The organism is Ruminococcus sp., assembly GCF_016287535.1.
In the GTDB taxonomy this organism is placed as follows: domain Bacteria; phylum Bacillota; class Clostridia; order Oscillospirales; family Ruminococcaceae; genus Ruminococcus.
This window is the reverse complement of sequence record NZ_JAEFAJ010000024.1, coordinates 20151-46963: the sequence shown is the minus strand read 5'-3', so window position 1 is coordinate 46963 and position 26813 is coordinate 20151. Positions and strand designations below refer to the sequence as shown.

Genomic DNA, 26813 nt, shown 5'->3' with positions numbered 1-26813 from the left:
TGTACATCGTCCTCGCCTGCGTCGATACGAGCCTGCAGCTCTTCATTGATAGCGTCGATCTCCTTGCTGTCAACGAGAGTACCGGGAAGCAGATAGCTGCTGCCTGTCTCCTCCACCTTGATCTTGCGGAGCATCTGACGAACTATAACTTCGATATGCTTATCGTTGATATCAACACCCTGTAAACGGTAAACCTTCTGAACTTCATTGATGATGTAGTTCTGAACAGCCTGTGTTCCGAGGATATTAAGGATATCGGCAGGATAGATGTTACCTTCTGTAAGACGTGTTCCCTTTTCGATCTCTTCGTTCTCCTGAACTCTGATCTTGAGGTTGTACGGTATCATATAGCTTTCAGACTCGCCTGTCTCATCGTTGGTAACAATGATATTTCTTGTAGTCTTGATCTCTTCAATGTGTATCTTTCCTGAAAGTCTTGAAAGGATAGCGGCACCCTTCGGACGTCTGCTCTCGAAGAGTTCCTCAACACGAGGAAGACCCTGTGTGATATCTTCCGCGTCGGCAGAAGCAACACCGCCGGTATGGAAGGTTCTCATGGTAAGCTGTGTACCTGGCTCACCGATGGACTGAGCTGCGATGATACCAACAGCTTCACCGACTGATACCATATTGTTGTTTGCAAGGTTAGCTCCGTAGCACTTAGCGCATACGCCTGTTCTTGACTTACAGGTAAGAACTGAACGGATCTTGATCCTTTCGATACCTGTTTCGATTATCTTCTTTGCGTCCGCGTCGTTTATGAGCTTGTTGCGGGATACTATGAGCTCGCCTGACTCGTCGCGGAGGTCCTCGGCAAGAAATCTTCCGACAAGACGCTCTTCAAACGGTTCAACTACTTCGTTGCCGTTCTTTATCTCAAATACCTCGATACCCTCTGTAGTTCCGCAGTCCTCCTCACGTATGATAACGTCCTGAGAAACGTCAACAAGACGACGTGTAAGGTAACCTGAGTCAGCGGTACGGAGAGCGGTATCAGCAAGACCCTTTCTCGCACCACGTGAAGCAACGAAGTATTCGAGGATATTAAGTCCTTCACGGTAGTTAGCTCTGATCGGGATCTCGATAACGCCGCCGGAGGTATTAGCGATAAGTCCACGCATACCTGCAAGCTGACGGATCTGTGAGATAGAACCACGGGCACCGGAATCAGCCATCATCCAGATCGGATTGTAGCGGTCGAAGTTTGCCTTCAGCGCAGCGGTAACTCTGTCATTCGTATCAGTCCAGAGAGCAATGATCTTCTTGGACTTCTCCTGTGCGGAGATATAGCCGTACTCATACTCGCTTGTGATCTCAGCGACCTCCGCGTCTGCCTCAGCAAGAATAGTTTTCTTCTGCGGCGGGATAGAAGCGTCACAAACAGCAACAGTAAGAGCTGCTCTTGTTGAATATTTGTAACCGAGAGCCTTGATACGGTCAAGTACCTCGGAGGTAGTTGTTGTGCCGTGTATCTTTATGCAGCGCTCGATGATGTCTGAGAGCTGCTTCTTTCCTACAAGGAAAGCAACCTCAAGATCAAACTGCTTGTCGGAGTTGGTTCTGTCAACGTATCCGAGGTTCTGAGGGATATTCTCGTTGAAGATAAGTCTGCCGACTGTAGCGTCGATGACCTTGGATACCTTCTTGTCGCCGATATCCTTTGTTATCTTTACCTTGATGTTCGCGTGGAGAGATACATCATGCTCGTTGTAAGCCATGAGAGCCTCGTTCACGTCGCGGAACACCTTGCCCTCGCCGGGTTCGCCGGGCTTATCCATTGTCAGATAGTATGAACCGAGTACCATATCCTGTGAAGGAACGGCAACAGGCTTACCGTCTGAAGGCTTCAGCAGGTTGTTTGCGGCAAGCATAAGGAATCTTGCCTCAGCCTGAGCCTCTGCGGAAAGAGGAAGGTGTACAGCCATCTGGTCGCCGTCAAAGTCAGCGTTGAAGGCAGAGCATACGAGGGGGTGGAGCTTGATAGCACGACCCTCAACGAGAATAGGCTCGAATGCCTGGATACCAAGTCTGTGAAGCGTAGGAGCACGGTTCAGCATAACGGGGTGATCCTTGATAACGTCCTCGAGAGCGTCCCATACCTTATTGTCGGCACGGTCGATGAGCTTTCTCGCGCTCTTTATATTGGCTATAGCCTTTTTGTCAACGAGTCTCTTCAGTACGAAGGGCTTGAAGAGCTCCAGTGCCATTTCCTTAGGAAGACCGCACTGATACATTTTCAGCTCAGGTCCTACAACGATAACCGAACGTCCTGAGTAGTCAACACGCTTACCGAGAAGGTTCTGACGGAAGCGTCCCTGCTTACCCTTGAGCATATCGGAAAGGGATTTGAGAGCACGGTTGCTGGGACCTGTAACGGGTCTGCCGTGTCTGCCGTTGTCTATGAGAGCGTCAACAGCTTCCTGAAGCATACGCTTCTCGTTCCTTACGATGATGTCGGGAGCGTCAAGCTCCAGCATTCTCTTCAGACGGTTGTTTCTGTTGATAACTCTTCTGTAGAGATCATTAAGGTCTGATGTAGCGTAGCGTCCGCCGTCCAGCATTATCATAGGACGGATATCCGGAGGTATTACCGGAACTACGCTGAGTATCATCCACTCAGGCTTGTTGCCGGAGAGGCGGAATGCCTCGATGATCTGAAGTCTCTTGAGAAGCTTTACCTTCTTCTGTCCGCCGGGGAGACCTACAAGCTCAGCCTTGAGGTCGTCCGCAACGATCTCCAGGTTGTTTCTCCAGTCGATATCCTCCAGCTCCCTGAACTTCTGACACTCCTCGCACTCGCACTCTGTAGGCTTGTTGAAGCACTCCAGCTTCTTACCTCCGAGAGATACCTTGCCCATTTCCACAAGTCTCTGCTTGTGAGTGTCGTATCTTGCAGGGTCGTACTCGTTGAGGAGCTTCCTTATAGCCTCAGCACCCATCTCAGCCTTGAAGTCGTCGCCGTACTTTTCAAGGTAGGAGAGGTACTCCTTCTCTGAGAGGAGCTGCTTCTTGATGAGCTCCGTATTGCCGGGGTCTGTAACTATATATTTTGTGAAGTAGAGGACTTCTTCAAGTCTCTTCTGGGATACCTCCAGCACCTGTCCTATACGTGAGGGAGTGCCCTTGAAGTACCAGATGTGGGAAACGGGAGCAGCAAGCTCGATGTGACCCATTCTCTCTCTTCTTACTCTTGCTCTTGTGACCTCAACACCGCAGCGGTCACAAATCTTGCCCTTGAAGCGTATCTTCTTGAATTTTCCGCAGTGACACTCCCAGTCCTTTGTAGGTCCGAATATCCTTTCGCAGAAAAGACCGTCACGCTCAGGCTTCTGAGTTCTGTAATTTATTGTTTCAGGTCTTTCAACCGCACCGTGAGACCAGCTCCTGATCTGTTCAGGTGAAGCAAGACCTATCTTTATCGATTCAAAAGTTGTAAATTCCAAACTGCTACCTCCTAATATATAATTCGGAATTCTGAATCCGGGATCATAGTCTGCGTTCCGCCGCAGCGGAAACGCAGCTGTTCATTATCCGTATCCGCGATTCTTGGTTCGTTTGCCTTTGATTAGTCCTCGCTGTCGAAATCGAATTCCTCATTGTCGTCGTCCAGATCAAGAACGTCCGTATCGTCGGAATCGAGGTCCATATCGTCGTCCTCGTCGAAGTTGAAGTCGTCGTCTCCGCCGAGAAGATCAAGAACGCCGTCTTCGCCGTCCTCGTCCTCACCTTCAACACCGAAGCCCGCGTCGCCGAGGTCACTCTCAGAGAAATCTGAATTGTCAAGAGTATCCTCATCGTCGTAGGAACGTGAAGGCATCGGATCGTCATCGTCAAAGCTCTGAGTGAGATCGATCTCCTCCTGATTTTCGTCAAGGACCTTAACGTCAAGACAAAGTGACTGCATTTCCTTGATAAGTACCTTGAAGGACTCAGGGATACCCGGAGTAGGTACGTTCTGTCCCTTGACGATAGCCTCGTAGGTATTGACACGTCCGATAGTATCGTCTGACTTGACAGTAAGGATCTCCTGGAGGGTGTATGCAGCACCGTAAGCTTCGAGAGCCCAGACTTCCATCTCTCCGAAACGCTGACCGCCGAACTGAGCTTTACCGCCCAGAGGCTGCTGTGTAACGAGAGCGTAAGGACCGACAGAACGTGCGTGTATCTTATCGTCAACAAGGTGGTGGAGCTTGAGGTAGTACATATAGCCCACAGTTACACGGTTATCGAACTTTTCACCTGTACGTCCGTCGTAAAGAGTAAATTTACAATCCTCTGTGAATTCCAGAGCATTGGGGTTGATAACTTTATCCATAGCCTTGAGCTCGAACATATCGTCCTTGTGCTCCTTGGCGTGTTCATTTGCCATACTGAAGCATTCACGTATATCGTCCTCGTGAGCGCCGTCGAATACAGGAGTCATGATGTGCCATCCCAGTGCCTTACAAGCCATACCGAGGTGTACTTCAAGGACCTGTCCGATATTCATTCGTGAAGGAACGCCGAGGGGGTTCAGCACGATATCGAGGGGAGTACCGTCCGGGAGGAAAGGCATATCCTCCTCAGGGAGTATACGTGAAACAACGCCCTTGTTACCGTGACGGCCTGCCATCTTATCGCCGACAGTGATCTTGCGCTTCTGAGCGATATAGCAGATAACACGCATATTTACGCCTGCCGAGAGCTCGTCGCAGTTATCTCTTGTGAATACCTTTACATCAACGATAACGCCCGATTCGCCGTGAGGAACCTTCAGTGAGTTATCACGCACCTCTCTTGCCTTCTCGCCGAAGATAGCGCGGAGAAGTCTTTCCTCTGCGGTAAGCTCGGTCTCGCCCTTTGGCGTTACCTTGCCGACGAGGATATCGCCGGAGTTTACCTCGGAACCGATGCGGATGATACCGTTTTCATCGAGGTTTGCGAGAGCGTCGTCACCTACGTTGGGGATATCACGTGTGATCTCCTCAGGTCCGAGCTTGGTGTCGCGGCACTCGATCTCGTATTCTTCTATATGAACTGATGTGAATACATCTTCTCTTACAAGGCGCTCGTTAAGAAGTACGGCGTCCTCGTAGTTGTAGCCTTCCCATGTCATGAAGCCGATGAGGGCGTTCTTGCCGAGGGAGATCTCTCCGTCAGCGGTAGCGGGACCGTCTGCGAGCACCTGTCCCTTCTTTACTTCCTCTCCCGCTGTGACTATAGGTCTCTGGTTCACGCAGGTACCCTGGTTGGAGCGCTTGAACTTAATGAGCTCGTACTTGTGCTCAACGCCGTCCGTATCCACCATAGTGATCTTGTCTGCGTCAACGTAGGTGACCTTTCCGTCGTAATCGGAAACAACACATACGCCAGAGTCAACAGCAGCCTTGTACTCCATACCTGTACCGACGAAGGGGCGCTCTGTCTTGAGGAGCGGAACAGCCTGACGCTGCATGTTCGAGCCCATGAGGGCACGGTTAGCGTCATCGTTCTCAAGGAATGGGATCATTGAGGTAGCTACTGATACGACCATCTTAGGCGAAACGTCCATGTAGTCTACCTTTTCGCGCTCACACTCAAGGATCTGCTCACGGAAACGCGCGTTTACACGTGGTCTTGCAAGCTTGTTGTCCTCTGTGAGAGGCTCGTTTGCCTGAGCAACTACAAAGTTGTCCTCCATATCGGCAGTCATGTATACTACCTCGTTGGTTACAACGCCGGTATTCTTGTCTACCTTTCTGTAGGGAGCCTCAATGAAGCCGTACTCGTTTATCCTTGCGAATGTTGCGAGGTAGGAGATAAGTCCGATGTTAGGACCTTCAGGAGTCTCGATAGGACACATTCTTCCGTAGTGGCTGTAGTGAACGTCACGTACCTCGAATCCGGCACGGTCTCTTGAAAGACCTCCGGGACCAAGGGCTGAAAGACGTCTTTTATGTGTAAGCTCAGCAAGAGGATTGTTCTGATCCATGAACTGTGACAGAGGTGAGGAACAGAAGAATTCCTTCATAGCTGAAGAAATAGGTCTTATATTGATAAGTGTCTGTGGAGTGAGGGTATTCACGTCCTGAGTCTGGAGGTTCATTCTCTCGCGGATACCGCGCTCCATACGTGTATAACCGATACGGAACTGGTTCTGGAGAAGCTCACCTACGGAACGGATACGTCTGTTTCCGAGGTGGTCGATATCGTCAACAGTACCTACGCCCTCGCAGAGATTGAGGAAATAGCTTATGGAAGCTCTGATATCGTCAAGTGTGATATACTTGGGTGAGAGCTCGTCAGCCTTCTTCTTGATTGTCTCCTCAAGCTCGTCAGCGTCGGCAGCGTTGTCGATGATGTCCTTCAGCACATTGAAGGATACCTTCTCGTTGATTCCGTACTTCTCGGCGTCAAAGTCAACATAGCCCTTGATATCCACCATACCGTTGCCGATGACCTTTACGGTCTTCTCTACCATGCGGACTGAAGTCTCTCCGCGCTCGTCGGTATAGTATTCCTTCGACTCGACGTTTACGAAAGCGCTGTAAACGCCTGCCTGCTCGATCTCACAAGCCTTGTCATATGTGAGTGTCTCGCCTGCGTCCGCGAGTATCTCACCTGTCATCTCGCTTACGATGGGCTGTGCGAGAGTTCTTCCCGAAAGACGTGAAGCTATGCCCAGCTTCTTGTTGTACTTGTAGCGTCCGAAACGGCAGAGGTCATATCTCTTTGCCTCAAAGAAGAGGTTGTTGAGGTGGCTGACCGCACTTTCCACCGTAGGAGGCTCACCCGGACGGAGCTTCTTGTATACGTCTATGAGAGCGTCAGAGCGGTTCTTTGTCTGATCTTTCTGGAGGATAGTCTGTCTGAGGCGCTCATCCTCGCCGTATATCTCGAATATCTCCTCATCTGTGCCCTCTTCTCCGAGAGCTCTGATGAAGGTAGTGAGCGGTATCTTTCTGTTTTTATCTATACGAACGTAAACAACGTCGTTTGAATCCTGTTCATACTCCAGCCACGCACCGCGGTTAGGGATTATCTGCGAACTGAAAAGGTCCTTACCTGTCTTGTCCTTTGTGAATGCGTAATAAACACCCGGCGAACGAACGAGCTGAGATACGATAACACGCTCAGCACCGTTGATAACGAAGGTACCGCTGTCCGTCATAAGCGGGAAATCGCCCATATAGATCTCACTTTCGCTGACAGCGCCGGTCTCCTTGTTGGCAAGGGTAGCGGTCGCTTTCATTGAGACCTGATAGGTAGCTCCTCTTGATTTACATTCTGCGAGAGAATACTTGGGAGTGTCGTCAAAGCGGTAGTCCTTGAAGTTGAGGACGAGATTGCCGTTGTAGTCGGTGATGGCGGTCATTTCGCGGAACACCTCACGAAGACCTTCTTCCTTGAACCACTTATACGAGTTCTTCTGCACCTCGATAAGGTTCGGCATCTCCAGAGGCTCGGTAATCTTACCGAAGCTCATTCTGACATTCTTTCCCAGCTGCTTAGGTGTAACATTCACCATAGGCGGAACCTCCTTGTATTTTTTTGCCGCCGTTCCCTCCGCACACAGAGTCAGGAGCGGCAGTTCTGTTTGTAGCTGCCGTATCGTCTGAAAAAAATTCTGCAAAAACTATTGACAAGTCTGTGCAAAGTATGCTATAATATCTTGCAAAATAGCGATACTATTCCATATTGATACATTATAACATTATAATACAGTTTTTGTCCCATGTCAAGGGGCTCAGGAAAGATTTATCAAAAAGCGCCTAATTTAAAAAAGACAGGGCGTTTTTTTTGTTGGAATTTCATTCTTCCTAATTTCATCATTGTTTCTGTGACGAACGGGCTTTCAGCTTTGTAGGATTGCACATAATAAAGTAAAGCGCTTGTGCGTATTGCACAAGCGCTGTTTATATATCATTTATCGATGCGTTCTACCTTGTAGCCTTTCTCCGAGAGGATATCGTCTATGCCCTTTTTACCTGAAAAATGGGTAACTCCTACGACAATAAGGTAATTATCACCGTTTTTGAGGAACTCCTCCGCCTTTTCCGCCATACTGTCATTGCGTTCGTAGAGGTTGACCTTGAGATAAGCCTCATAATCATCATCGAGGTCATGAGAACGGTCTCCCCAGTACAATTCCTCAGCAAGCGCGTCCACATCGCCCTTTGCCCAGCTGTCATGCTGATCCGCGAGATTTGCGGTAAAAGCGGCGATATCGTTTCCACGTCGTATGGTATCGGATATCATGAAATCCAAAAGCTCGTCAGAGCAGGCGTCTATGCCCTTCAGCTGGGTCATTATATCCTCAAGTCCGACGATCTGCTTGCCGTCCAGCTTTGCCTTGCCTGTAAAGCTTGTATCGAGAGTTTCAAAAATAAGTCCCTTTACCTTGCTTATGGCAACAGCATTCACCTGTGAAGCCCAGCCGCTGGCGATATTGCTTTCCGCGAATTCATTATAGTACAGGTTTTCGGTAAGGTATTCCCTTGCCGTCTGATAGGTCTCCTTTGAAATATGGTCCTGTATTGTAGTGCCGTCCGTATACACCCAGTGGGTATAGAACTCCTCAAGCTGATCCTGGGGCACGTCTGCCATATTCAGTTCGATGGCTATCCCGCTGCACTTATTGTAAATGTCATTGACATAATCAGACATGGCAAATGTATACTCCGTAGCAAACCGCAGCATACCGAGCATATATATTTCATTGCCTGTTTTGGTATCAGTCACCTTCCACATTGCAGGCTTAGCCTGTTTGACTTTGATGTATGAGTTGATGTCGTCAGCAGCTTTATTTTTATTGTCTGACGCTGTTTCCTTTTCCCCTTCTCCAGTAACTGTTGTGGTCACACTATTATCAGTATCGTCGTTGACGTTGATCTTATGTGAACACGAAACAGCACTAAAAGCAATCAGTGCCGCTGAAACAGCAGCAAAGAAACGTATCCTACTCATAGCTTTCCTCTTTCATCAGCCGAAGCTCTTGTCAATAATATCATAATGTGCGTCGATCGCACGGAAGCAGAACTCATTGTCGCCTGTTATGATGCCCTGCACCATTTTCTCATGAGCGTCCTGAAGCTGTTCCTTAACGTCCTGACCGGATGTTGTCAGGAAATCGTCTATCCATCTCATATATACGTCGGACACAGCGTTCATGAATGTGATCCAGAAGCTGTTTTCCGTAGCATAGATAAGCGAATAGTGGAAATCCCTGTCCGCGACCGTCTGCCTGCTTGTACCCTCAGACTCCTTCAGTCTGTTGAGAGCTGCCACGATCTTCAGTTTGTTCTCCGACGAACAGCCTCTTGCGATAAGATAGCTGCACACGGTCTTTTCCATACTGCGTCTGAACGAACATATCTCTTCCTTTGAAGTCTTGTTCATCAGTAGCATGACATCCATAGCTTTTGCGATGGAATCCGAGATATTATCAGTAAGATAGTTCCCGGAGCCCTGTTTTCCATTGACTATACCAAGAATCTCAAGTCCCCTGAGCGCCTCACGGACAGTATTCCGGCTTATGCCGAGCTTTTCCGAGATACTGCGCTCTGTCGGAAGCTTGTCCCCTACCTTCAGCATTCCGCTTCTGATAAGATCTAAAATATAGTCGATTGTCTTGCGGTATTCACTGTTGCCCATAGCTTCCTCCTTAGCACAAAATATACATAAAGAATTATATCATACTTTTATCTGCAAGTCAATAATATAACGTATTTTCTTGCAAAAAGTGCGGTGAAAGTGAAAAATCTGCCGAACCGTTGAAAGAAATTTCAATGAGCTCACTGTCTGTTACAGGACAGTCCGCGTGATATCATTTCTTTCTCTTTTTCTTTGATTTTTTTCCGGACGCTTCCGTTTTTTTCTCTTTTTTGCCGTTTTCGTACTCGTTCATGGCGTCCGCAAGGATCTTTCTGCATTCCGGCAGCTTTTCCGCTTCCTCCGGAGGCAGCTCAGGATATTCCGGCTTGCAGGCTCTAAGAGCGTCGAGGATTATCTCTGTTATTAGGTATCTCGTATACCATCTCTGATCTCCCGGAAGTACGTACCACGGGCAGTTTTTCGTTGAAGTCCTGTTGATTACTTCGTTGAAGCACTTCAGGTATGCGTCGTACTTGTCCCTGACTTTAAGGTCGTCCGCGCGGAACTTCCAGTTCTTCTCCGGGAGCTCTATACGCTCAAGAAGCTGTTCCGTCTGCTCTTCCTTTGAGACGTGCAGGAATATCTTGACCATGCGGTAGCTGTTTTCATAAAGGTACTGCTCAAAATTGTTGACCTGATCATAGCGCTTCTCAAAGAACTTTTTCTTCGTGTCATCGAGTATCCTGTCTGACATATGGTATCCTTTCCATATCTCCTCCGCCTGTACGGTGACAAGGTCCTCGTAATGGCTTCTGTTGAAAACCGCTATTTCGCCTCTGCGCGGAACATTCTGATGTATCCTCCAGAGATAATCATGTGCAAGCTCATCAGCAGTCGGGGCTTTGTAGTAATGCACCTTTACGCCCTGAGGATTGACTCCGCTGAAAACATATTTTATCGCGGAATCCTTTCCGGAAGCGTCAAGAGCCTGTATCACAACGATAAGTCCCTCTCTCGCGTCTGCATAGAACCTGTCCTGAAGCATGATGAGCTCACGCTTTTTCTCCTCATATCCGGCAATGATCTCTTCCTTGTCCACATTGTCATCCCTGCTGTCTGTAGGCAGCTTGCGGATATCAGTCTTTTTGTCCTCACGGATCAGGTATTTGTCTGCCTTCAATTAAAAAACCTCCATTCTGTATAAGCCTGAAACGGCATTATTATTACTGATGTACCAGCGGCGCCACGGTCATCATGCTGTAAACAAGGACCGAATAAAGCGTTGCCTGTCTTGCGGCAAGAAGAGCGTGTCTTTCCTGTTCGCTGCTGACATTTTCATCACTTGCGTAAGCAATAGTGAGCAGCAGGAACGCATGGCTTATGGGTTCGCTCTTTCCGAATTCCGAGAGATCCCCCACAGAGCTGTGCTTCGCAAGGAAAGCTTCACTGTCGCTGATATCGCTCTGTATCTCCTCACTGCTGAACTTTGTTATCGAAAGCGCCGCCAGCATTGCAAGCTCATAATGCTTGCCGTACTTTCGGCCCTTTTTTATCATGCTTTCGTATAATTCACAGAATTTCGCGCATTTTTCCTCCGGCTTACCGGGGACCATGGCAAGCACATGGGAAACGGTCTGTATACTGTTATTATCTGCTTTGTGCTTCAGGAGTCTGAAGCTTGCCTCCATATCCTCTATGAGCTCGTCGTCGGATTTCTCCGAAAATGCAAGCATTACAGCAAACGCAACGTCCTCCTTTGTAGTGAGGATACGGTGTTCCTTTTTCATGCGGTCATATATCTGCCTGCCGCGCATTATGCGCTCCTCGTTATTCCCGGCATGGGCTATCCTCACAAGAAGGACCGACAGAAGAGCAAGATGCTCCGAATTGGTGAAATACTTTTTCAGCAGATCATAGCATTCAAGATATCTCTCCATTTCACGCCGTGGGTCTTCGCTTACGGAAAGCCATGAAGCGATCAGCGGCCGGACGGTACTGCGGAAGCTGGACAGCATTTTAGGATTCTCCTTTATAAGTTCCATGCTTTCCCTGAACTTTTCAAGCTCGAAAACCGCATCGGAAGCACAGAACACGTTTGCGCACACCGGATAGAGTATATCCCTTTCAAGGGGGTAAAAATCGGTAAACAGCCCCAGATTCAGCAGATACTTGTCACACAGCGTCTCAAGAAGCTCTTTCATGGCGCACCTCCTCACATATGGCTCTGAACAGAGTCCGGACATTCATAATATGCACTGCTCCGGAAAAATGCCTGAACTCATACAAAAAAACTGCCTTTTTTATCCTGTAAAATATTTATTGTAACTATTATATCACATTGCAATAAAAATTTCAATCAAAATTTTGTGAAAATATTGTTTTTTTCGCACAAATAGATTATAATAATGACATAACTGTCAAAAAACTGAGGAAACAGACACGAAATTACCGGTCAGGCTGCTCATGTCCGCCCACGTGTCTGCCCCTGTGACAGAACAAACATCTGAAAGGATAAAATTATGTCTCTGCACAAAAACGACTTTCCGGTCCTTGAATACGATACTTCGCCGAATGCACTGTTCAACGCTTCAAAAACGGATATTCCGCTGCCTGAAAAGGCGGTATACGGCTTTCTCGGCAGCTGCATAGACGAATATGCTGTCTCACATAAGGCTGCAGCAGCGGGAACAATAAAAACTATAACAAGGGATTATCCCGTATATATCGTCAAATGCGGCGGTGAGGACATATGCTTGTGTCAGGCGCCTATGGGCGCTCCGGCAGCTGTCCAGAACCTTGAGATCCTCATCCATAACGGAGTGAGGCATATCATTTCAGCCGGCTCCTGCGGAGTTCTCACAGAACTGCCCGAAAATGAATTCATTGTCCCGGTCAGGGCTCTCCGCGACGAAGGGAGCTCATACAAATACCTGCCGCCGTCGCGTTTCATAGAGCTTGATATGCCGGTCACAGAGCATATCTGCCGCACACTTGACAGCATGAATGTCCATTTCCGCAGATGCACCACATGGACTACGGACGGACTATTCCGTGAAACGCCCGAAACAGTTGGATACCGGCGCAGCGAGGGCTGCGATACTGTTGACATGGAGTGTGCCGCTCTCGCCGCCTGTGCAAAGTTCAGAGGCGCCGACTTCGGTATGCTGTTTTTTACCGCGGATTCACTTGCGGATATAAACAACTATGACAAACGCGGCTTCGGTATAGCTTCTCTTCAGCCTGCCCTTGAGCTCTGTCTGAGTATAATCGGCAGCTACAGACACGAAAAGAGGTGAAAAAAATGGCATATATAACCGAAATATCCGACCTTACCGCCGTGGAGCTCCTGCCATATACCGATACATCTGAGAAAAAACTGCTTGATTATTTTGCGCCGGGAGAAGGCATATTCACCGCCGAAAGCCCCAAGGTCATACGCACAGCTCTTGATTCCGGTTATGAACCTGTATCCCTGCTGCTTGAAAGGAAATACATAAACGGTCAGGCTGCCGATATAATAAGCCGCTGCGGAAATATCCCGGTCTACACCGCTTCATCGGACATACTTGAAAAGCTTACCGGCTTTAAGCTCACTCAGGGAGCTCTATGCGCGATGCGCCGCAAAAAGCTGCCTGCTCCAAGGGATATCCTCAAAAACGCGGAGAGGATAGCCGTTCTTGAGGACGTAATGAACCAGACAAATATCGGAGCTGTTTTCCGTTCAGCTGCGGCTCTCGGATTTGACGCCGTACTGCTGACTCCGTCATGCAGCGATCCTCTGTTCCGCCGAACCGTAAGGGTAAGTATGGGTACGGTCTTTCAGCTCCCGTGGACATATCTGAGCTCAGGCGCTCCGGACTACATATCAGAGCTGGAGGATCACGGCTTCGCCTGTGCCGCTATGGCACTCAGAAAAGATACCGTCAGGATCGACGATCGTCGCCTCAGGGACGAACCCAGACTCGCAGTTATACTCGGTACTGAGGGCGACGGGCTGAAAGGCGCAACTATAGACCGCTGCGGCTACACCATAAAGATACCGATGGCACACGGCGTTGATTCCCTCAATGTAGCGGCTGCCAGCGCTGTTGCATTCTTTCAGCTAAGCAAAAATATATAAAAACAGGCTGCATATGCAGCCTGTTTGCGTTTACCCCACATCAAAAATCAATGACCGCCGTAAATTTCCTGTCCCTGCAGTCTATTTTCAGCCTGAATCCGTTCTGTGCAGCCGCCGACGAAGCTATGGCAAGTCCCAGACCGTGGCTCTGCTTGTCGCTGCGAGCCTTATCGCCCTTTACAAAAGGCATGAGCAGATCCTTTGTATCTATATCTTCCTCTACATCATTTACAACGCACAAGCGTTTATTATCCGCAGTCACGCTTATTTTTCCGCCTGTTGAAGTATACTTTACCGCGTTGGAGATGAGGTTTTCCACCGCCGCCTCAAGAATATCCTCATCAGCGCTTACTTCTCCGCCGCCTTCCGTTATCAGTTCTATTTCCTTTTCTTCAAGCACTGTGCGGTATTTCTCAGCAGACTTCTCCGCGAGAGCTTTTATATCAACTTTCTTTCTGTTCAGCTTTGCTGACTGTTCCGTTTTGCTGAGTTTGAGAGTTTTTGCGATGATATCGTCGGTATACGCCACATTTTTCATGATCGAGCCGAGGTATTTCAGCTCCTTTTCACTTCCGCTGTCCCTGCGCATTTCCATAAGATTCTCCGCATAGCCGCCTATTACGGCAAGTGGAGTTTTCAGGTCATGTGCAAGATTGTTCGTAAGGGCACGCTGATAGTCCTCAAACTCATACCGAGCCTTGTTCTTTACGTTCCTGCTCCAGCAGGAAAGAAACTCGATAAGGGTCATAATGCCGAAAAGTATCCCAAGATAGAAGTAGAATCTCCTCAGCCTGCCGATACCTTTCAGGTCGGTATGTATCATGGAAAGGTACCCTTTTATGCCTTCCGCCTGTTCGGTATCATATTTCTGTATTATACCGCTTGAGTCATTCATAAGATAGGGGTCACTTTCCGAAAACTCCAGCCTGCTCGTCTTTTTATTCATGATATATTCGATATTCTTACGGCAATTCTCTGCTTCACGGTCAAATACAGCAGGTTTAACGCCTGAAATGCAGCAGTTTCCGCACTTTGGATATACCTCCCCATCATTCCGATCGAGCTCCAGCAGTTCATATCCTTCCACATCAGCATTTATCGTTACTTCGTATGCTTCCTTGTCATCAGCCTCCAGCGGATATATCTGCTCATCTGATACATAGCCGTAATCCATGAATCCGTAATCATACTTTCCTTTTTTCACCAGTATCTCATGCGGTATCATTTTCTGCTCAGCTTCATTGACATATAAGCTCTTTATCCGGAGCATTAAATAACCGTCGCTTCTTTTCTCTTTAAAATGATCGTCAAATAAGCTGTTCAGTTCGGGAATATCGTGTTCCAGCGGATCAAATGTGTACAACTGATCGTACTCCGGAGTCTTGTACTGCTCCGAATACTTTTCCGGCTGTTTACCGTAGTTTACGAACACAAACATTTTCGCGCGGTTTGAATGGAGTATCCTGCCGTTCTCATCAAAGGTAAATGACACTGAATAGCCTGACGGCTCTATCCATGTGCTCGGAACAAGACGTCCGCCCTCAATTCGCACATCTATATCCCCGGTATAGCACATAAAATACTGAAAAGGCAGCTTTCCGAGGTATACATTGGCTATTCTTCTTTCAAGACCGTATGAATATTCCTGCATCTGTCTGCAACTATGCTCCAAAGCGCTCATTCTTATCATGACAGGGAAAATTTTTCCCAGTATTACGGTAACTATGACCGGAAGTATCATTGCCTTCAGAAACATTTTCATGAACGTGGTACGCTTTAGTCTGCGCTCTTTTATGCGCCTCAATAATCTCTTTATCATGTGCTCACTCCTTTGTAAGCTTGTACCCCCGTCCCACCAGTGTTTTTATCTGTGCGCCTGCGCTGCCGAGGGCTTTTCTGAGTTTCTTTATATGGTTATCCACCACGCGGTCACTGCCGAAGTAGTCATAGCCCCATACCCTGTCGAGCAGAACATCACGGGTCACCACCCAGTTCTCATGCTCCAGAAGATAACGGAGTATGGCAAACTCCTTTGGAGGGAGCTCCACCTCTCCGCCCTCTGCAAAGCAGCGCAGAGTGACTGTATCAAGGCTTATACTGCCGCATTTCAGCTGATGGTCGTCATTCTTATTTCCTGCACGGCGCACAAGGGCTTCACACTTGCTGTAAAGCACCGAAAGCAGGAAGGGTTTTACAATATAGTCATCGCAGCCGAGGTCATAGCCGCTGAGGATATCCTCCTCGCGTCCCCTTGCAGTTATGAAGATCACCGGTATATCGTTTTTCATGCGTATCTGTCTGCACAGCTCAAAGCCGTCCGTTTCCGGCAGCATTATATCGAGCAGTACAAGGTCGCAGCCCTCCATGCCGCTGCTTATGATATCAGAAGCCTTTCCGCCGCTGTTCACAGCCTCGACAACGGTACCCTTATTGCCGAAGTACTCCCGTATGATCTCGCATATATCTGTATCGTCCTCAACAAGCAGTATTTTTTTCATAAGTTACGCGCTCCTTATCGTCTGACCAAATTATAAACTGATAATATGTCTTTTTTGTATCCTTTGTATGCTTTTTTTATATCATTATATCCAAATTGCATATATTTGTCAAACAAACCTCGGATAGCACCCGTAAAGCAGCCCCATAAACAGCAATAAACGATTAGAACAGAACAATTTTTGTCTTGTTTTCCACAGTCAGATATTATATAATAGATACAGATGATACAGTGGACAGATATGTAAATTGCTGAGAAACTGTATTTTTAAATACAGATAGTATAAAACTGTTATATGCATAACCGCTGCTAAAAAATGTTACAGGACATGAACATGAATAGATGGCAAACCTTCCCTGACGGTATGCATATTACATAAAGCTGCAGAGCTCACCCCTCCGCGCTGCAGCATTACGCCGGAGGATTAGGCTCCGGCCTTGGCAGTAATGGTACGAACGGGATCTCTGATCTCGTTCATCCACCCAAAGATGCTTTAATGATACACGATTGTACCACCTCTCTGAATAATAGATAAGAAAGTCCCCCTTATGACCGAGGGGACTTTCTTATTTCAGCAAAAACAGCCTGAACAGTAATGTTCAGGCTGTTTCTTATATTCAGGATATAACAGCGTTTTTCATTTCCCTTACGTACTCACCAACATAAGGTGCGGCTTCCCTGCCGTACTTTTCCAGTATTTTTATTATAGCCGAGCCAACGATCGCACCGTCGGAAAGACCTGCCATAGCCTTTGCCTGTTCGGGCTTTGATATACCAAAGCCGACAGCACAGGGCACATTCGTATTTTCACGTATCACCTTTACGATATCTCCGATATTGGTGTTAATCTCGCTTCTTACGCCGGTAACTCCGAGACTTGATACGATATATATAAAGCCAGTCGCTTCCTTTGCTATCATCGCTATGCGGTTCTCAGAAGTAGGAGCTATCAGTGATATAAGGTCAACTCCGTACTGCTTTGCAACTGCGGAGAACTCCTCCTTTTCTTCAAACGGAAGATCAGGAAGAATGATTCCGTCCACTCCTGTCTCACAGCAGCGAGCCATAAAGCGCTCAGCATCATAAGAAAATACAACATTAGCATAGGTCATGAATACAAAGGGTATCTTAACATCTCTGCGAAGCTCCTTTACAAGTTCAAAGACCTTGTCTGTAGTGACTCCGCCCGCAAGTGCGCGGATATTTGCCCCCTGTATCACAGGGCCCTCGGCTGTTGGGTCTGAAAATGGTATACCCAGCTCGATGAGATCAGCTCCGTTTTCAGCGGCTGCACGTACTACCTTTGCGGTAGTCTCAAGGTCGGGGTCTCCGCAGGTAATGAATGGTATGAAAGCCTTGCCGTCCGCAAAGGCAGCTTTGATATTACTCATGGATATCCTCCCCTCTGTATCTTGCGATAGCGGCACAGTCCTTGTCACCGCGTCCGGATACTGTAACGATTATTATTTTGTCCTTGTCCATTGTCGGAGCAAGCTTCATAGCGTAGGCGATCGCATGAGCTGACTCGATGGCAGGGATTATTCCCTCTGTACGTGAGAGATACTCGAAAGCGTTTACAGCTTCATCATCTGTTACCGGAACATATTCCGCTCTTCCTATGTCGTGGAGATGAGCGTGTTCAGGACCTACACCGGGATAGTCGAGACCTGCGGAGATAGAATAAACAGGAGCTATCTGACCGTACTCGTCCTGACAGAAATAGGACTTCATACCGTGGAATATGCCTATTCTTCCGGTGTTTACAGTAGCGGCAGTCTCAAAGGTATCTATGCCTCTTCCTGCAGCCTCGCAGCCTATAAGGCGTACTCCCTCGTCGGGAATGAAGTGATAGAAGCTTCCTATGGCATTTGAGCCGCCGCCTACACAGGCAATAACAGCGTCGGGAAGCCTTCCCTCCGCTTCAAGTATCTGCGCTCTCGCCTCACGGGAGATAACAGCCTGAAAATCGCGTACTATCGTGGGGAACGGATGAGGTCCCATAACGGAGCCGAGACAGTAATGTGTATCGGAAATACGTGAGGTCCACTCTCGCATAGCCTCGGAAACAGCGTCTTTAAGGGTAGCGGTACCGCTCTTTACGGGAATGACTTCAGAGCCGAGAAGCTTCATGCGGTAAACATTGAGAGCCTGACGCTTTGTGTCCTCCTCGCCCATGAATACCACGCACTCCATATCGAGGAGAGCAGCGGCTGTAGCAGTCGCAACTCCGTGCTGACCTGCTCCGGTCTCTGCGATAAGGCGTGTCTTGCCCATTTTCTTGGCAAGAAGAGCCTGACCGAGAACGTTGTTTATCTTATGTGAGCCTGTATGGTTGAGATCCTCACGCTTGAGGTATATCTTTGCTCCGCCCAGTTCACGGGTCAGCTTGTCCGCACGGTAAAGCAGAGACGGTCTGCCTGCGTAATTGTTCAGGAGCTCTGTAAGTTCACGGTTGAATTCGGGATCATTTTTATAGTGGTCGTAAGCCTGTTCAAGCTCAATGACCGCGTTCATAAGCGTTTCGGGGATGTACTGACCGCCGTGAACGCCGAATCTTCCTTTTGAATTTGACATATCATCTTTCCTTTCCTTATTTTACAGCCCTTACAGCCTCTGCAAAGGCAGCCATTTTATCATAGTCCTTGAACCCATCAGTTTCAAGGCAGGAGCTTGCGTCCAGCGCATACGGTTTAAAAGCCTTTATGGCTTCTGCTGCATTTTCGGGAGTTATCCCCCCTGCAAGGAAGAATTTCCGCTTTATACCGCTGATAAGCGACCAGTCAAAGACTTCTCCGGAGCCCCTGCCGGAATCAAGGAGAACAAAGTCAGCACAGCAGCTCTCAGCTCTTTCGCAGTCAACTGTACTGTTTATCCTGAAAGCCTTTATAACAGGTATCCCCAGACTTTTCAGTGCCTTTATGTCCTCTTCGCTCTCTTCTCCGTGGAGCTGAGCGACCTTTATTGCTCCGCACTTTACGGTGGAAACGATATTCTCCACTGATTCATTAACGAAGACTCCGACCGGGATTATCCTTTTATCGAGCAGCTTTGTCAGTCCTGCGGCTTTTTCCGGAGCGATATATCGCCTGCTCTTTTCCGCGAAAACGTAGCCGATGTAGTCCGGAAGCAGCCTGTTTGCGCAGTCTATGTCCTCCATGCGGCGAAGTCCGCACATTTTTATCTTAGTCATATTATCCTTTCAGCTCCGCAAGCTTTGCCTTTTTGTCAGCCGCTCTCATGAGAGTTTCGCCAATAAGCACAGCGTTTACGCCTGCCTCCCGGAGAAGTTTTATATCTTCCGCATTACGCACGCCGCTCTCGGAGACGAAGCTCACGGCTTCGGGAGCAAGCTCCCGAAGCCTGCGGCTGTTGCCTGTATCTACGGAAAAGTCTTTAAGATTGCGGTTATTCACTCCAATAATGCGGGAGCCCGCAGCAACAGCCGCACGAAGCTCCGCTTCGTCGTGAGCTTCGACGAGAGCCGATATGCCAAGCTCGTCGCAGATACCGATATATTCGCTAATCTGCTGCTGTGAAAGAATGGAGCAAATTAGCAGGACAGCCTTTGCGCCGAGAAGCTTTGCCTCGTATATCATATATTCGTCTACTGTGAAATCCTTACGTATACATGGGATACTTACGGCTGAGGCTATCTCCCTGAGGTACTCGTCGCTGCCGAGGAACCATTTCGGCTCTGTGAGGACTGATATACAGTCAGCTCCTGCAGCTTCGTACTCCTTTGCGATATCAAGATAGGGGAACTCCTCCGCTATAATGCCCTTTGACGGAGAAGCCTTCTTGCACTCGCATATAAAGGCGATATCCTCCTTTTTCAGAGCCTTTTCAAATTCAAAGCTTCCCTTCGGCAGCTGAAGAGCAAGCCTTTTTACCTCTTCTGCCGAAAGCTTTTTCTTAGCCGCAGCCACACGCTCACGGGCGTAGTCTGCAAGCTGGTCGAGAATTGTCATGCCGCACCTCAGTCCTGTGATTCAGCTATGAACTTATCCATTACCGCAAGGGCAGCACCGCTGTCGATAAGCTCCGCAGCCTTTTTAACACCCTCAACCATTGTCTCAGCCTTGCCGCCGATATAGATAGCCGCGCCGGCGTTGAGAAGAACCGCGTTTCTCTTGTGTCCCTTAATACTGCCGTCGAGGATACCGCGTGTAATAGCTGCATTTTCTTCGGGAGTACCGCCCTTCAGGTCGTCCTTTGTGCAGCGCTCGAAGCCGAACTGTTCGGGAGTTATCTCATAATTCTTCATCCAGCCGTCCCTGTACTCGCATACAGCAGTGGGAGCGCTGAGTGATATCTCGTCAAGCTTATCCTTGCCGAATACTACCATACCGTTCTTCGAGCCCAGCTTCATGAGAACCTCAGCAACAGGTTCAAGGAGAACGCTGTCGTAAACGCCGAGGAGGTGGTGATTAGGGCAGGCAGGATTTGTAAGAGGTCCGAGGATATTGAATACTGTGCGGAAGCCAAGCTCCTTTCTTATGGGACCTACATACTTCATGGAGGTGTGGTATTTCTGAGCGAAGAAGAAGCAGAAGCCCACATCTTCAAGAAGCTTTCTGCACTTCTCAGGTTCAAGAGCAATATTAGCACCGAGAGCTTCAAGGCAGTCGGCAGTTCCTGAGAGAGAAGATGCAGCGCGGTTGCCGTGCTTTGACACCTTTATTCCTGAAGCTGCTATAACGAAAGCAGAGGTTGTTGAGATATTGAAGCTGTGAGCGTTGTCACCGCCTGTTCCCACTATTTCAAGGAGATCCATATTGTGCTCGAACTTTATAGCAGCGTCACGCATTGCGGCTGCACAGCCTGTTATCTCGTCTATAGTCTCAGCCTTTGTGCTCTTTGTGGAAAGAGCGGCAAGAAAAGCCGCATTCTGTGTGGAAGTTGTTTCTCCCGACATTATCTCCGATATTACCTTGTATGCCTCGTCGTAGGTGAGGTCCTCCTTGTTTACTATCTTTACGATCGCTTCCTTGATCATAATAAAACCTCCGTTCAGTCTATAGAATTATAATTCGATGAAATTGCGCAGCATTATCTTTCCGTCGGGAGTCATTATGGACTCCGGGTGGAACTGCACACCGTATATGGGGAAATCCTTATGCTGCACCGCCATTATCTCTCCGTCGTCGGCAACTGCCGTAACCTCGAAACAATCGGGAATCGTGGCAGCGTCCGCCGCAAGTGAGTGATATCTCGCAACGGGAGCGCCCTCGTTTATGCCTCTGAAAATGGGGCTGTTGTTCATGAAGCTTATAACGGACTGCTTTCCGTGCATCAGCTCCTTGGCGTAGGTCACCTTAGCGCCGTAAGCCGCGCATATAGCCTGATGTCCGAGGCATACGCCGAGAGTCGGGATCTTCCTGCATACCGTTTTAGCCGCTTCCACTATGATACCTGCGTCCTCCGGACGTCCGGGACCGGGAGAAAGGATTATCTTGTCCGGAGCAAGCTCCTCTATCTCCCCCACTGTCATCTCGTCGTTCCTGATGACCCTGATATCGGGACATATCTCACCTACAAGCTGATAGAGATTGTAGGAAAAGCTGTCATAATTATCAATGAGAAGAATCATACATCCGCCTCCTCTGCAAGTTTAAGTGCATTGACCACAGCCGCTGCCTTGTTTATGCACTCCTGATATTCCTTTTCGGGAACCGAGTCCGCAACTATTCCTGCACCGCTCCTTACGAATACCTTGCCGTTCTTCTTGTAGGCTATGCGTATAGCGATACAGGTATCGAGGTTTCCGGTGAAGTCTATGTAACCGATAGCGCCGCCGTAAATACCGCGCTTGTTGTTCTCCAGATCTGCTATGAGCTGACAGGCGCGTATCTTGGGAGCTCCCGAAAGAGTTCCTGCCGGAAGTACAGCGCTCACGGCGTCAAGTCCATCAAACTCCTCCCTTATCTCTCCCCGCACCGTAGAGCCGATGTGCATTACATGGGAATAACGCTCTATGCTGTGGAGCTTTTCAACTTCCACGCTGCCGAATTTACTGATCTTTCCGAGATCGTTGCGTCCGAGGTCCACAAGCATATTGTGCTCTGCAAGCTCCTTTTCGTCTGCAAGCAGGTCTGCTTCGAGAGCTTTGTCCTCAGCGTCCGTCTTTCCGCGGGGACGCGTTCCTGCAAGCGGGAATGTATGGAGCACACCGTCCTCCAGCTTTACAAGAGTTTCAGGAGAAGCTCCTGCAATCTCAACGTCTGTGCCGGAGAAGTAGAACATATAAGGCGAAGGGTTGATAGTCCTGAGTACACGGTAGGTATTCAGCAGACTTCCCTCATATTCTGCGCAGAGTCGGTTGGAGAGAACTATCTGGAAGATATCGCCCTCGTGGATATGGCGCTTTGCCTTTTCAACCATATCACAGTACTGCTCCTTGCTGAACAGTGCTGTGACCTCGCTTTTCAGATGACCTGCCGGTTCACGCTTTGGAACGCCGTTCCTGAGGAGGTCAGCCATCTGCTGGAGCTCCATTTTCGCCTTGTTGTAGCCTGCCTCGCCCTCTTCAAGACGCATATTCACAATGAGTATGAGCTTCTGACGAAAGTTGTCAAAGGCTATGACCTTGTCAAAAAGCATCAGATCTACGTCCTTGAAGTTCTCGGTATCGTTGACATCGGTACGCAGCGTCTTTTCGCTGTACGCAAGGAAATCATAGGAAAAATATCCTGTGAGACCGCCTGTGAATGCGGGAAGATAATCGAATCTCGGACTTCTGTAATTTGAAAGTATCTGTCTTATCTGAACTGACGGATCATCTGTTGTCATTTTCACATCGCCGATAGTCAGTTCACTGCCTGCCGCAGTTATCTGCAGCTTAGGATCGTAGCCGAGGAAGGTATATCGTCCCCACTTTTCCTTATCAGCCACCGACTCCAGCATATAGCAGTAAGTCGAGATACTTTTGAGTATCATTATGGCTTCGATAGGAGTGCAGATATCCGACAGTATCTCACAGCTTACAGGGAGAATATCGTATCTGCCGCTCTCGGCATAACGTCTGACTTCGTCGAATTCGGGTAAAAACTTCATTATAAGCACCTCCGCAGCCTGTCAGGAAAATAAAAAAGCCCTGACAGACCAGTATGATCTGTCAAGGACGAATAATCTTATCCGCGGTACCACCTTGATTCACGGCATTGCCGTGCGCTTTACAGGATACTGTCATATCCCTGATGATTAACGCACATCCTTACGTTGCAGAATACTCTGGGAATAATGCCGGGAACCTGTCCCCTTAAAACAGCCGTCCCTCCGGAACTGCCGCTCCCTCCGGAACCCTGTCCTGATACGCCATTGCCCATTTGACTGCACCCTCGGCGGTCCATTTGCTAATCTGTTTTTCACCCGACTCTCAGCTGCGCGGGCTCTCTGTGGAAGCATAATTAACTTTATCTCCGCTTCAACGGTTTAACTTGTTATTATTATACCACTGTTATACTTACTTGTCAAGTAGTTTTTGAAATTTCCTGTCCTGCGCAAGAAAAAAGCCATACTCACTGAGTACAGCCCTTTCTGATTTGTCCCTTACAACAAATTCTTTATTGCACGTGAGGTACAGCTCCCGTGCAGAAGCAAAGGAATCACTTCTTAAATATATTATATTCTAAGACACTTGATTTAGCAAGATGTTTTTTGCGAAAAAGCTGTCCGGCTGTGCAAAAAGTGCGGTTATGCACAAAAATCATATTTCATACCGAAATCTTTTTGTTGCAAAAGTAAGCTTGCACTCTGTTTACAGATCTTTCAGCATTATATACTCCTCATCATTTTCATCAACTGTCACAAAGCCGAGTTTCCGGTACATTTTTACGGCATAATTTGCTTTCTGAACTGAAAGCGAAGTTCTTCTGCAGCCCTTATCCCATAGTCCGCTGAGCAACGCCGACATAAGCCCGGTCCCTATCCCCTGCCCGCGATACTCTTTATACAGAGCGACCGCCAGTGAAGGAGTTTCATCGTCGATATGCCCGTAATCATGCATTATCCTTGCCCACGCCGCACCTACAGCCCTTCCGTCCACAAAGGCTGCATAGGCGGTATCACAGGGCAATGTACCGAAATCCTTTATATATACCTGAAGATCCGGCAGTTTTATGATATCACGTGCCGGCGGCTCTGCCCCTTCCGGAATAAATATGGCTTCATACAGAAAATCTTCGAGCAGTCTGTATTCATCTGCGTGCATTTCTCTTATCGTATATCCCATATTTTCACCTCATACCGTAAGTTCTATGATATTCCCCTCAAAAGCCGAAATGCAGCTCTCATAGTAGCCGTCCCCCGTAGTCCTCGGACCGCTTATTACTTCATAGCCGTCATTTCGCAGCCTTTCGGTCAGCTCCCCGACCTTTTCAGGACTGCCGAGACTGAAAGCGATATGCACATATCCGGTCCTTGCAGCAGATTTACGCATATCCTCCATATCCGGACGGTTCATGAGCTCCAGACGTGAGCCGTCGTCAAAGCTGATAAAATAGGAGCGGAAACCGGTCCTTTCATTATGATAGCCGCTGTCTGAGCTGCCGCCGAAGTACCTGAGGAAAAATTCCCGTGCGCCTTCGAGGTCGCTGACGTACATAGCTATATGTTCAATTTTCATGGTCACAGCTCCTTTCCATGATGAAATTATAACTTATACTCCTGCTCATGTCAACAGAAGAAGTTTTCCTGTCTGCAAAATAGGTGTTTTAGTATGATAACGCAATGTACGCTATTCTGCGTTATTTCTCCTCTTTCACATTGTTTCTCCTGTGCAACAAAAAGTCTGTCCGTGTTGATTTCGGGCATACTGCGTGTTATAATTGGTGTGGTCTCAATAACCTCCGCATGAAGGCTATTGAGATGAACAAAGCTCAGAAACGAAAGTGTAAAGTGAAAAGGAGTAAAAAATGCTCGAACTTAAAAATATTGTTTTCAACGCGGACAATGACGGCAAAAACGTCGGTATCCTCCGCGATATAAGCCTCACAGTCGGCGATAACAAATTCGTGGTCATCACAGGTCCCAACGGCGGAGGAAAGTCCACACTTGCCAAGGTCGTTGCAGGTATAGTAAAAAACAATTCCGGTCAGATAATCTTCGACGGCGAGGACATCACAGAAAAAAGCATAACCGAACGCGCGAAAATGGGCATAGGCTTCGCATTTCAGCAGCCTGTCCGCTTCAAGGGCATGACAGTTATCGACCTGCTCAGGATAGCAGCCGGCAAAAATCTTTCAGTGTCCGAAGCCTGCGAATACCTCTCCGAAGTAGGTCTCTGCGCCAAGGATTATATCGACCGTGAGATAAACGCTTCACTTTCGGGCGGAGAGCTGAAGCGTATAGAGATAGCCACGGTACTTGCCCGTGATGTGAAGCTTGCTCTTTTCGACGAGCCGGAGGCAGGCATAGACCTGTGGAGCTTCAGCAACCTTATCCGTATATTTGAGAATATGCGCAAAGACCGCAGAGGCAGATCAATAATCGTTATATCTCATCAGGAGCGCATACTCAATATCGCAGACGAGATAGTAGTCATCGCCGACGGAAAGATAGTAAAGCAGGGCGATAAGGATATTATACTTCCTGAAATAACAGGTACGGAAAATGCTGTGAACGTATGCAGCAAAATACAGTAAGGAGGCGGCAGATATGGTTCAGATGGACGCAGTTCAGAAAAGACTTTTTCAGGAGGTAGCCGATCTCCACGGTATCCCGGAGGGAGCCTATAATCTCCGCGCAAACGGTCAGGCTATCAGCAGGAACACCACTGCAAATATAGATATACAGTCAAAAACAGACGTCAGCGGTATTGATATCCGCATAAAGGACGGCACAAGGAATGAAAGCGTGCATATCCCCGTTGTCCTCAGTCAGAGCGGTATAAAGGAGAACGTATACAACGATTTCTACATTGGCGAAAACTGCGACGTCCTCATAGTCGCAGGCTGCGGTATCGAAAACTGCGGCTCTCAGGATTCCGAGCACGACGGTATACACCGATTCTATATAGGAAAGAACTCCCGTGTAAAATATGTTGAAAAGCACTACGGCTCAGGCGACGGAAGCGGAAAACGTATACTCAACCCCGTTACAGAGGTCTACATGGAGGACGGAAGCACCATGGAAATGGAAATGGTGCAGATAAAGGGAGTTGACTCCACTGAGAGGACAACTATCGCAGAGCTTAAAGAAAACGCCAAGCTCATAGTCCGCGAAAGGCTCATGACCCACGGTGTTCAGCAGGCAGGAAGCATATACAAGGTAGACCTGAAGGGTGACGGTTCAAGCGCTGACGTTGTCTCACGTTCTGTTGCGCGTGACGACTCTTATCAGAAGCTTGACCTCTGCATCATCGGAAACGCCGCCTGCAGCGGACATACCGAATGTGACTCCATAATAATGGATAACGGAAGGATACTTGCTGTTCCCTCTCTTGAAGCGAACAGTATCGACGCAGCTCTCGTTCACGAGGCTGCTATCGGCAAGATCGCAGGCGAACAGCTCATAAAGCTCATGACCCTCGGACTTACCGAGGCTGAGGCTGAAGAGCAGATAATAAACGGCTTCCTAAAGTGAGGCTGCTGTGCTGTATTGCTGCTAATATAAATCATAATTTTGCGGAGCAAAATTATGATTTAG

At 48.3% G+C, this 26813-nt stretch carries 21 protein-coding genes; 4 read left to right on the top strand and 17 right to left on the bottom strand.

The features are described from left to right. The 6 genes from rpoC to QZZ36_RS09515 all read right to left on the bottom strand — a co-directional run. The coding region (gene rpoC, locus QZZ36_RS09540) for a DNA-directed RNA polymerase subunit beta' (RefSeq protein ID WP_295080621.1) at window positions 1-3443 on the bottom strand (3443 nt) is incomplete at its 3' end. A 122-nt stretch (window positions 3444-3565) separates the two neighbouring features. Next, entirely contained in the window at window positions 3566-7486 is a 3921-nt protein-coding gene (gene rpoB, locus QZZ36_RS09535) for a DNA-directed RNA polymerase subunit beta (RefSeq protein ID WP_295080619.1), read from the bottom strand. Window positions 7487-7881: 395 nt separating this feature from the next. Beyond that, on the bottom strand, window positions 7882-8925 hold the full coding sequence (locus tag QZZ36_RS09530) for a TraB/GumN family protein (protein WP_295080616.1): 1044 nt from the start codon (window positions 8923-8925) through the stop codon (window positions 7882-7884). Between the two features lie 15 nt (window positions 8926-8940). After that, entirely contained in the window at window positions 8941-9612 is a 672-nt protein-coding gene (locus tag QZZ36_RS09525) for a GntR family transcriptional regulator (protein WP_295080613.1), read from the bottom strand. A gap of 172 nt (window positions 9613-9784) precedes the next feature. Beyond that, window positions 9785-10732: a PPK2 family polyphosphate kinase gene (locus QZZ36_RS09520; protein ID WP_295080609.1), complete on the bottom strand. Its 948-nt coding sequence runs from the start codon at window positions 10730-10732 to the stop codon at window positions 9785-9787. Window positions 10733-10775: 43 nt separating this feature from the next. Then, window positions 10776-11753, bottom strand: coding sequence for a DUF4003 family protein (locus tag QZZ36_RS09515; protein ID WP_295080606.1), 978 nt, complete (start codon window positions 11751-11753; stop codon window positions 10776-10778). 318 nt (window positions 11754-12071) lie between these two features. On the opposite strand from QZZ36_RS09515, the gene QZZ36_RS09510 reads away from it, so the two are divergent. Further along, the gene (locus QZZ36_RS09510; RefSeq protein ID WP_295080601.1) at window positions 12072-12848 is read left to right on the top strand and encodes a nucleoside phosphorylase; all 777 of its coding nucleotides are present in this window, start codon (window positions 12072-12074) and stop codon (window positions 12846-12848) included. 5 nt (window positions 12849-12853) lie between these two features. Continuing rightward, a complete protein-coding gene (locus QZZ36_RS09505) occupies window positions 12854-13672 on the top strand; it encodes an RNA methyltransferase (protein ID WP_295080598.1) in 819 nt (272 codons plus the stop codon). Between the two features lie 40 nt (window positions 13673-13712). On the opposite strand, the gene QZZ36_RS09500 is transcribed toward QZZ36_RS09505, so the two are convergent. The 11 genes from QZZ36_RS09500 to QZZ36_RS09450 all read right to left on the bottom strand — a co-directional run bounded on the left by QZZ36_RS09500 (window position 13713) and on the right by QZZ36_RS09450 (window position 24792). After that, the gene (locus tag QZZ36_RS09500) at window positions 13713-15491 is read right to left on the bottom strand and encodes a HAMP domain-containing sensor histidine kinase (RefSeq protein ID WP_295080595.1); all 1779 of its coding nucleotides are present in this window, start codon (window positions 15489-15491) and stop codon (window positions 13713-13715) included. Between the two features lie 4 nt (window positions 15492-15495). Then, window positions 15496-16170, bottom strand: coding sequence for a response regulator transcription factor (locus QZZ36_RS09495; RefSeq protein WP_295080592.1), 675 nt, complete (start codon window positions 16168-16170; stop codon window positions 15496-15498). Between the two features lie 616 nt (window positions 16171-16786). Continuing rightward, on the bottom strand, window positions 16787-17560 hold the full coding sequence (trpA, locus tag QZZ36_RS09490) for a tryptophan synthase subunit alpha (protein ID WP_295080589.1): 774 nt from the start codon (window positions 17558-17560) through the stop codon (window positions 16787-16789). Next, window positions 17553-18743, bottom strand: coding sequence for a tryptophan synthase subunit beta (trpB, locus tag QZZ36_RS09485; protein ID WP_295080586.1), 1191 nt, complete (start codon window positions 18741-18743; stop codon window positions 17553-17555). Before trpB ends, trpA begins: the two co-directional genes overlap by 8 nt. A gap of 16 nt (window positions 18744-18759) precedes the next feature. Continuing rightward, window positions 18760-19359 (bottom strand): phosphoribosylanthranilate isomerase, encoded by a 600-nt coding sequence (locus QZZ36_RS09480; protein WP_295080583.1) that lies wholly within the window; start codon window positions 19357-19359, stop codon window positions 18760-18762. Window position 19360: 1 nt separating this feature from the next. Beyond that, entirely contained in the window at window positions 19361-20137 is a 777-nt protein-coding gene (trpC, locus tag QZZ36_RS09475) for an indole-3-glycerol phosphate synthase TrpC (RefSeq protein WP_295080580.1), read from the bottom strand. An 8-nt stretch (window positions 20138-20145) separates the two neighbouring features. Then, complete coding sequence (gene trpD, locus QZZ36_RS09470; protein ID WP_295080577.1) at window positions 20146-21165, bottom strand: anthranilate phosphoribosyltransferase; 1020 nt, start codon at window positions 21163-21165, stop codon at window positions 20146-20148. A 27-nt stretch (window positions 21166-21192) separates the two neighbouring features. Next, entirely contained in the window at window positions 21193-21759 is a 567-nt protein-coding gene (locus tag QZZ36_RS09465) for an aminodeoxychorismate/anthranilate synthase component II (protein ID WP_295080574.1), read from the bottom strand. Continuing rightward, the gene (trpE, locus tag QZZ36_RS09460; protein WP_295080571.1) at window positions 21756-23222 is read right to left on the bottom strand and encodes an anthranilate synthase component I; all 1467 of its coding nucleotides are present in this window, start codon (window positions 23220-23222) and stop codon (window positions 21756-21758) included. Before trpE ends, QZZ36_RS09465 begins: the two co-directional genes overlap by 4 nt. Before the next feature lie 703 nt (window positions 23223-23925). Beyond that, on the bottom strand, window positions 23926-24399 hold the full coding sequence (locus QZZ36_RS09455) for a GNAT family N-acetyltransferase (RefSeq protein ID WP_295080568.1): 474 nt from the start codon (window positions 24397-24399) through the stop codon (window positions 23926-23928). A 9-nt stretch (window positions 24400-24408) separates the two neighbouring features. Beyond that, window positions 24409-24792, bottom strand: a complete 384-nt coding sequence (locus QZZ36_RS09450; RefSeq protein WP_295080565.1) for a VOC family protein — start codon at window positions 24790-24792, stop codon at window positions 24409-24411. A 289-nt stretch (window positions 24793-25081) separates the two neighbouring features. Between QZZ36_RS09450 and QZZ36_RS09445 the strand changes: the two genes are divergently transcribed. Further along, the gene (locus tag QZZ36_RS09445) at window positions 25082-25810 is read left to right on the top strand and encodes an ATP-binding cassette domain-containing protein (RefSeq protein ID WP_295080562.1); all 729 of its coding nucleotides are present in this window, start codon (window positions 25082-25084) and stop codon (window positions 25808-25810) included. Between the two features lie 13 nt (window positions 25811-25823). Then, window positions 25824-26750: a SufD family Fe-S cluster assembly protein gene (locus tag QZZ36_RS09440; protein WP_295080559.1), complete on the top strand. Its 927-nt coding sequence runs from the start codon at window positions 25824-25826 to the stop codon at window positions 26748-26750. The last annotated feature ends 63 nt before the right edge of the window (window positions 26751-26813 follow it).

Bases quoted from the DNA above. Each gene is read 5' to 3' on its own strand.
- rpoB (WP_295080619.1), bottom strand. From the start codon at position 7,486: ATGGTGAATGTTACACCTAAGCAGCTGGGAAAGAATGTCAGAATGAGC.
- QZZ36_RS09510 (WP_295080601.1), top strand. From the start codon at position 12,072: ATGTCTCTGCACAAAAACGACTTTCCGGTCCTTGAATACGATACTTCG.
- QZZ36_RS09480 (WP_295080583.1), bottom strand. From the start codon at position 19,359: ATGACTAAGATAAAAATGTGCGGACTTCGCCGCATGGAGGACATAGAC.
- QZZ36_RS09455 (WP_295080568.1), bottom strand. From the start codon at position 24,399: ATGGGATATACGATAAGAGAAATGCACGCAGATGAATACAGACTGCTC.
- QZZ36_RS09465 (WP_295080574.1), bottom strand. From the start codon at position 21,759: ATGATTCTTCTCATTGATAATTATGACAGCTTTTCCTACAATCTCTAT.
- QZZ36_RS09515 (WP_295080606.1), bottom strand. From the start codon at position 11,753: ATGAAAGAGCTTCTTGAGACGCTGTGTGACAAGTATCTGCTGAATCTG.
- QZZ36_RS09500 (WP_295080595.1), bottom strand. From the start codon at position 15,491: ATGATAAAGAGATTATTGAGGCGCATAAAAGAGCGCAGACTAAAGCGT.
- QZZ36_RS09445 (WP_295080562.1), top strand. From the start codon at position 25,082: ATGCTCGAACTTAAAAATATTGTTTTCAACGCGGACAATGACGGCAAA.
- trpA (WP_295080589.1), bottom strand. From the start codon at position 17,560: ATGAGTAATATCAAAGCTGCCTTTGCGGACGGCAAGGCTTTCATACCA.
- QZZ36_RS09440 (WP_295080559.1), top strand. From the start codon at position 25,824: ATGGTTCAGATGGACGCAGTTCAGAAAAGACTTTTTCAGGAGGTAGCC.
- trpB (WP_295080586.1), bottom strand. From the start codon at position 18,743: ATGTCAAATTCAAAAGGAAGATTCGGCGTTCACGGCGGTCAGTACATC.
- QZZ36_RS09495 (WP_295080592.1), bottom strand. From the start codon at position 16,170: ATGAAAAAAATACTGCTTGTTGAGGACGATACAGATATATGCGAGATC.
- QZZ36_RS09450 (WP_295080565.1), bottom strand. From the start codon at position 24,792: ATGAAAATTGAACATATAGCTATGTACGTCAGCGACCTCGAAGGCGCA.
- QZZ36_RS09505 (WP_295080598.1), top strand. From the start codon at position 12,854: ATGGCATATATAACCGAAATATCCGACCTTACCGCCGTGGAGCTCCTG.
- QZZ36_RS09525 (WP_295080613.1), bottom strand. From the start codon at position 9,612: ATGGGCAACAGTGAATACCGCAAGACAATCGACTATATTTTAGATCTT.
- trpC (WP_295080580.1), bottom strand. From the start codon at position 20,137: ATGACAATTCTCGACCAGCTTGCAGACTACGCCCGTGAGCGTGTGGCT.
- trpD (WP_295080577.1), bottom strand. From the start codon at position 21,165: ATGATCAAGGAAGCGATCGTAAAGATAGTAAACAAGGAGGACCTCACC.
- QZZ36_RS09530 (WP_295080616.1), bottom strand. From the start codon at position 8,925: ATGAGTAGGATACGTTTCTTTGCTGCTGTTTCAGCGGCACTGATTGCT.
- trpE (WP_295080571.1), bottom strand. From the start codon at position 23,222: ATGAAGTTTTTACCCGAATTCGACGAAGTCAGACGTTATGCCGAGAGC.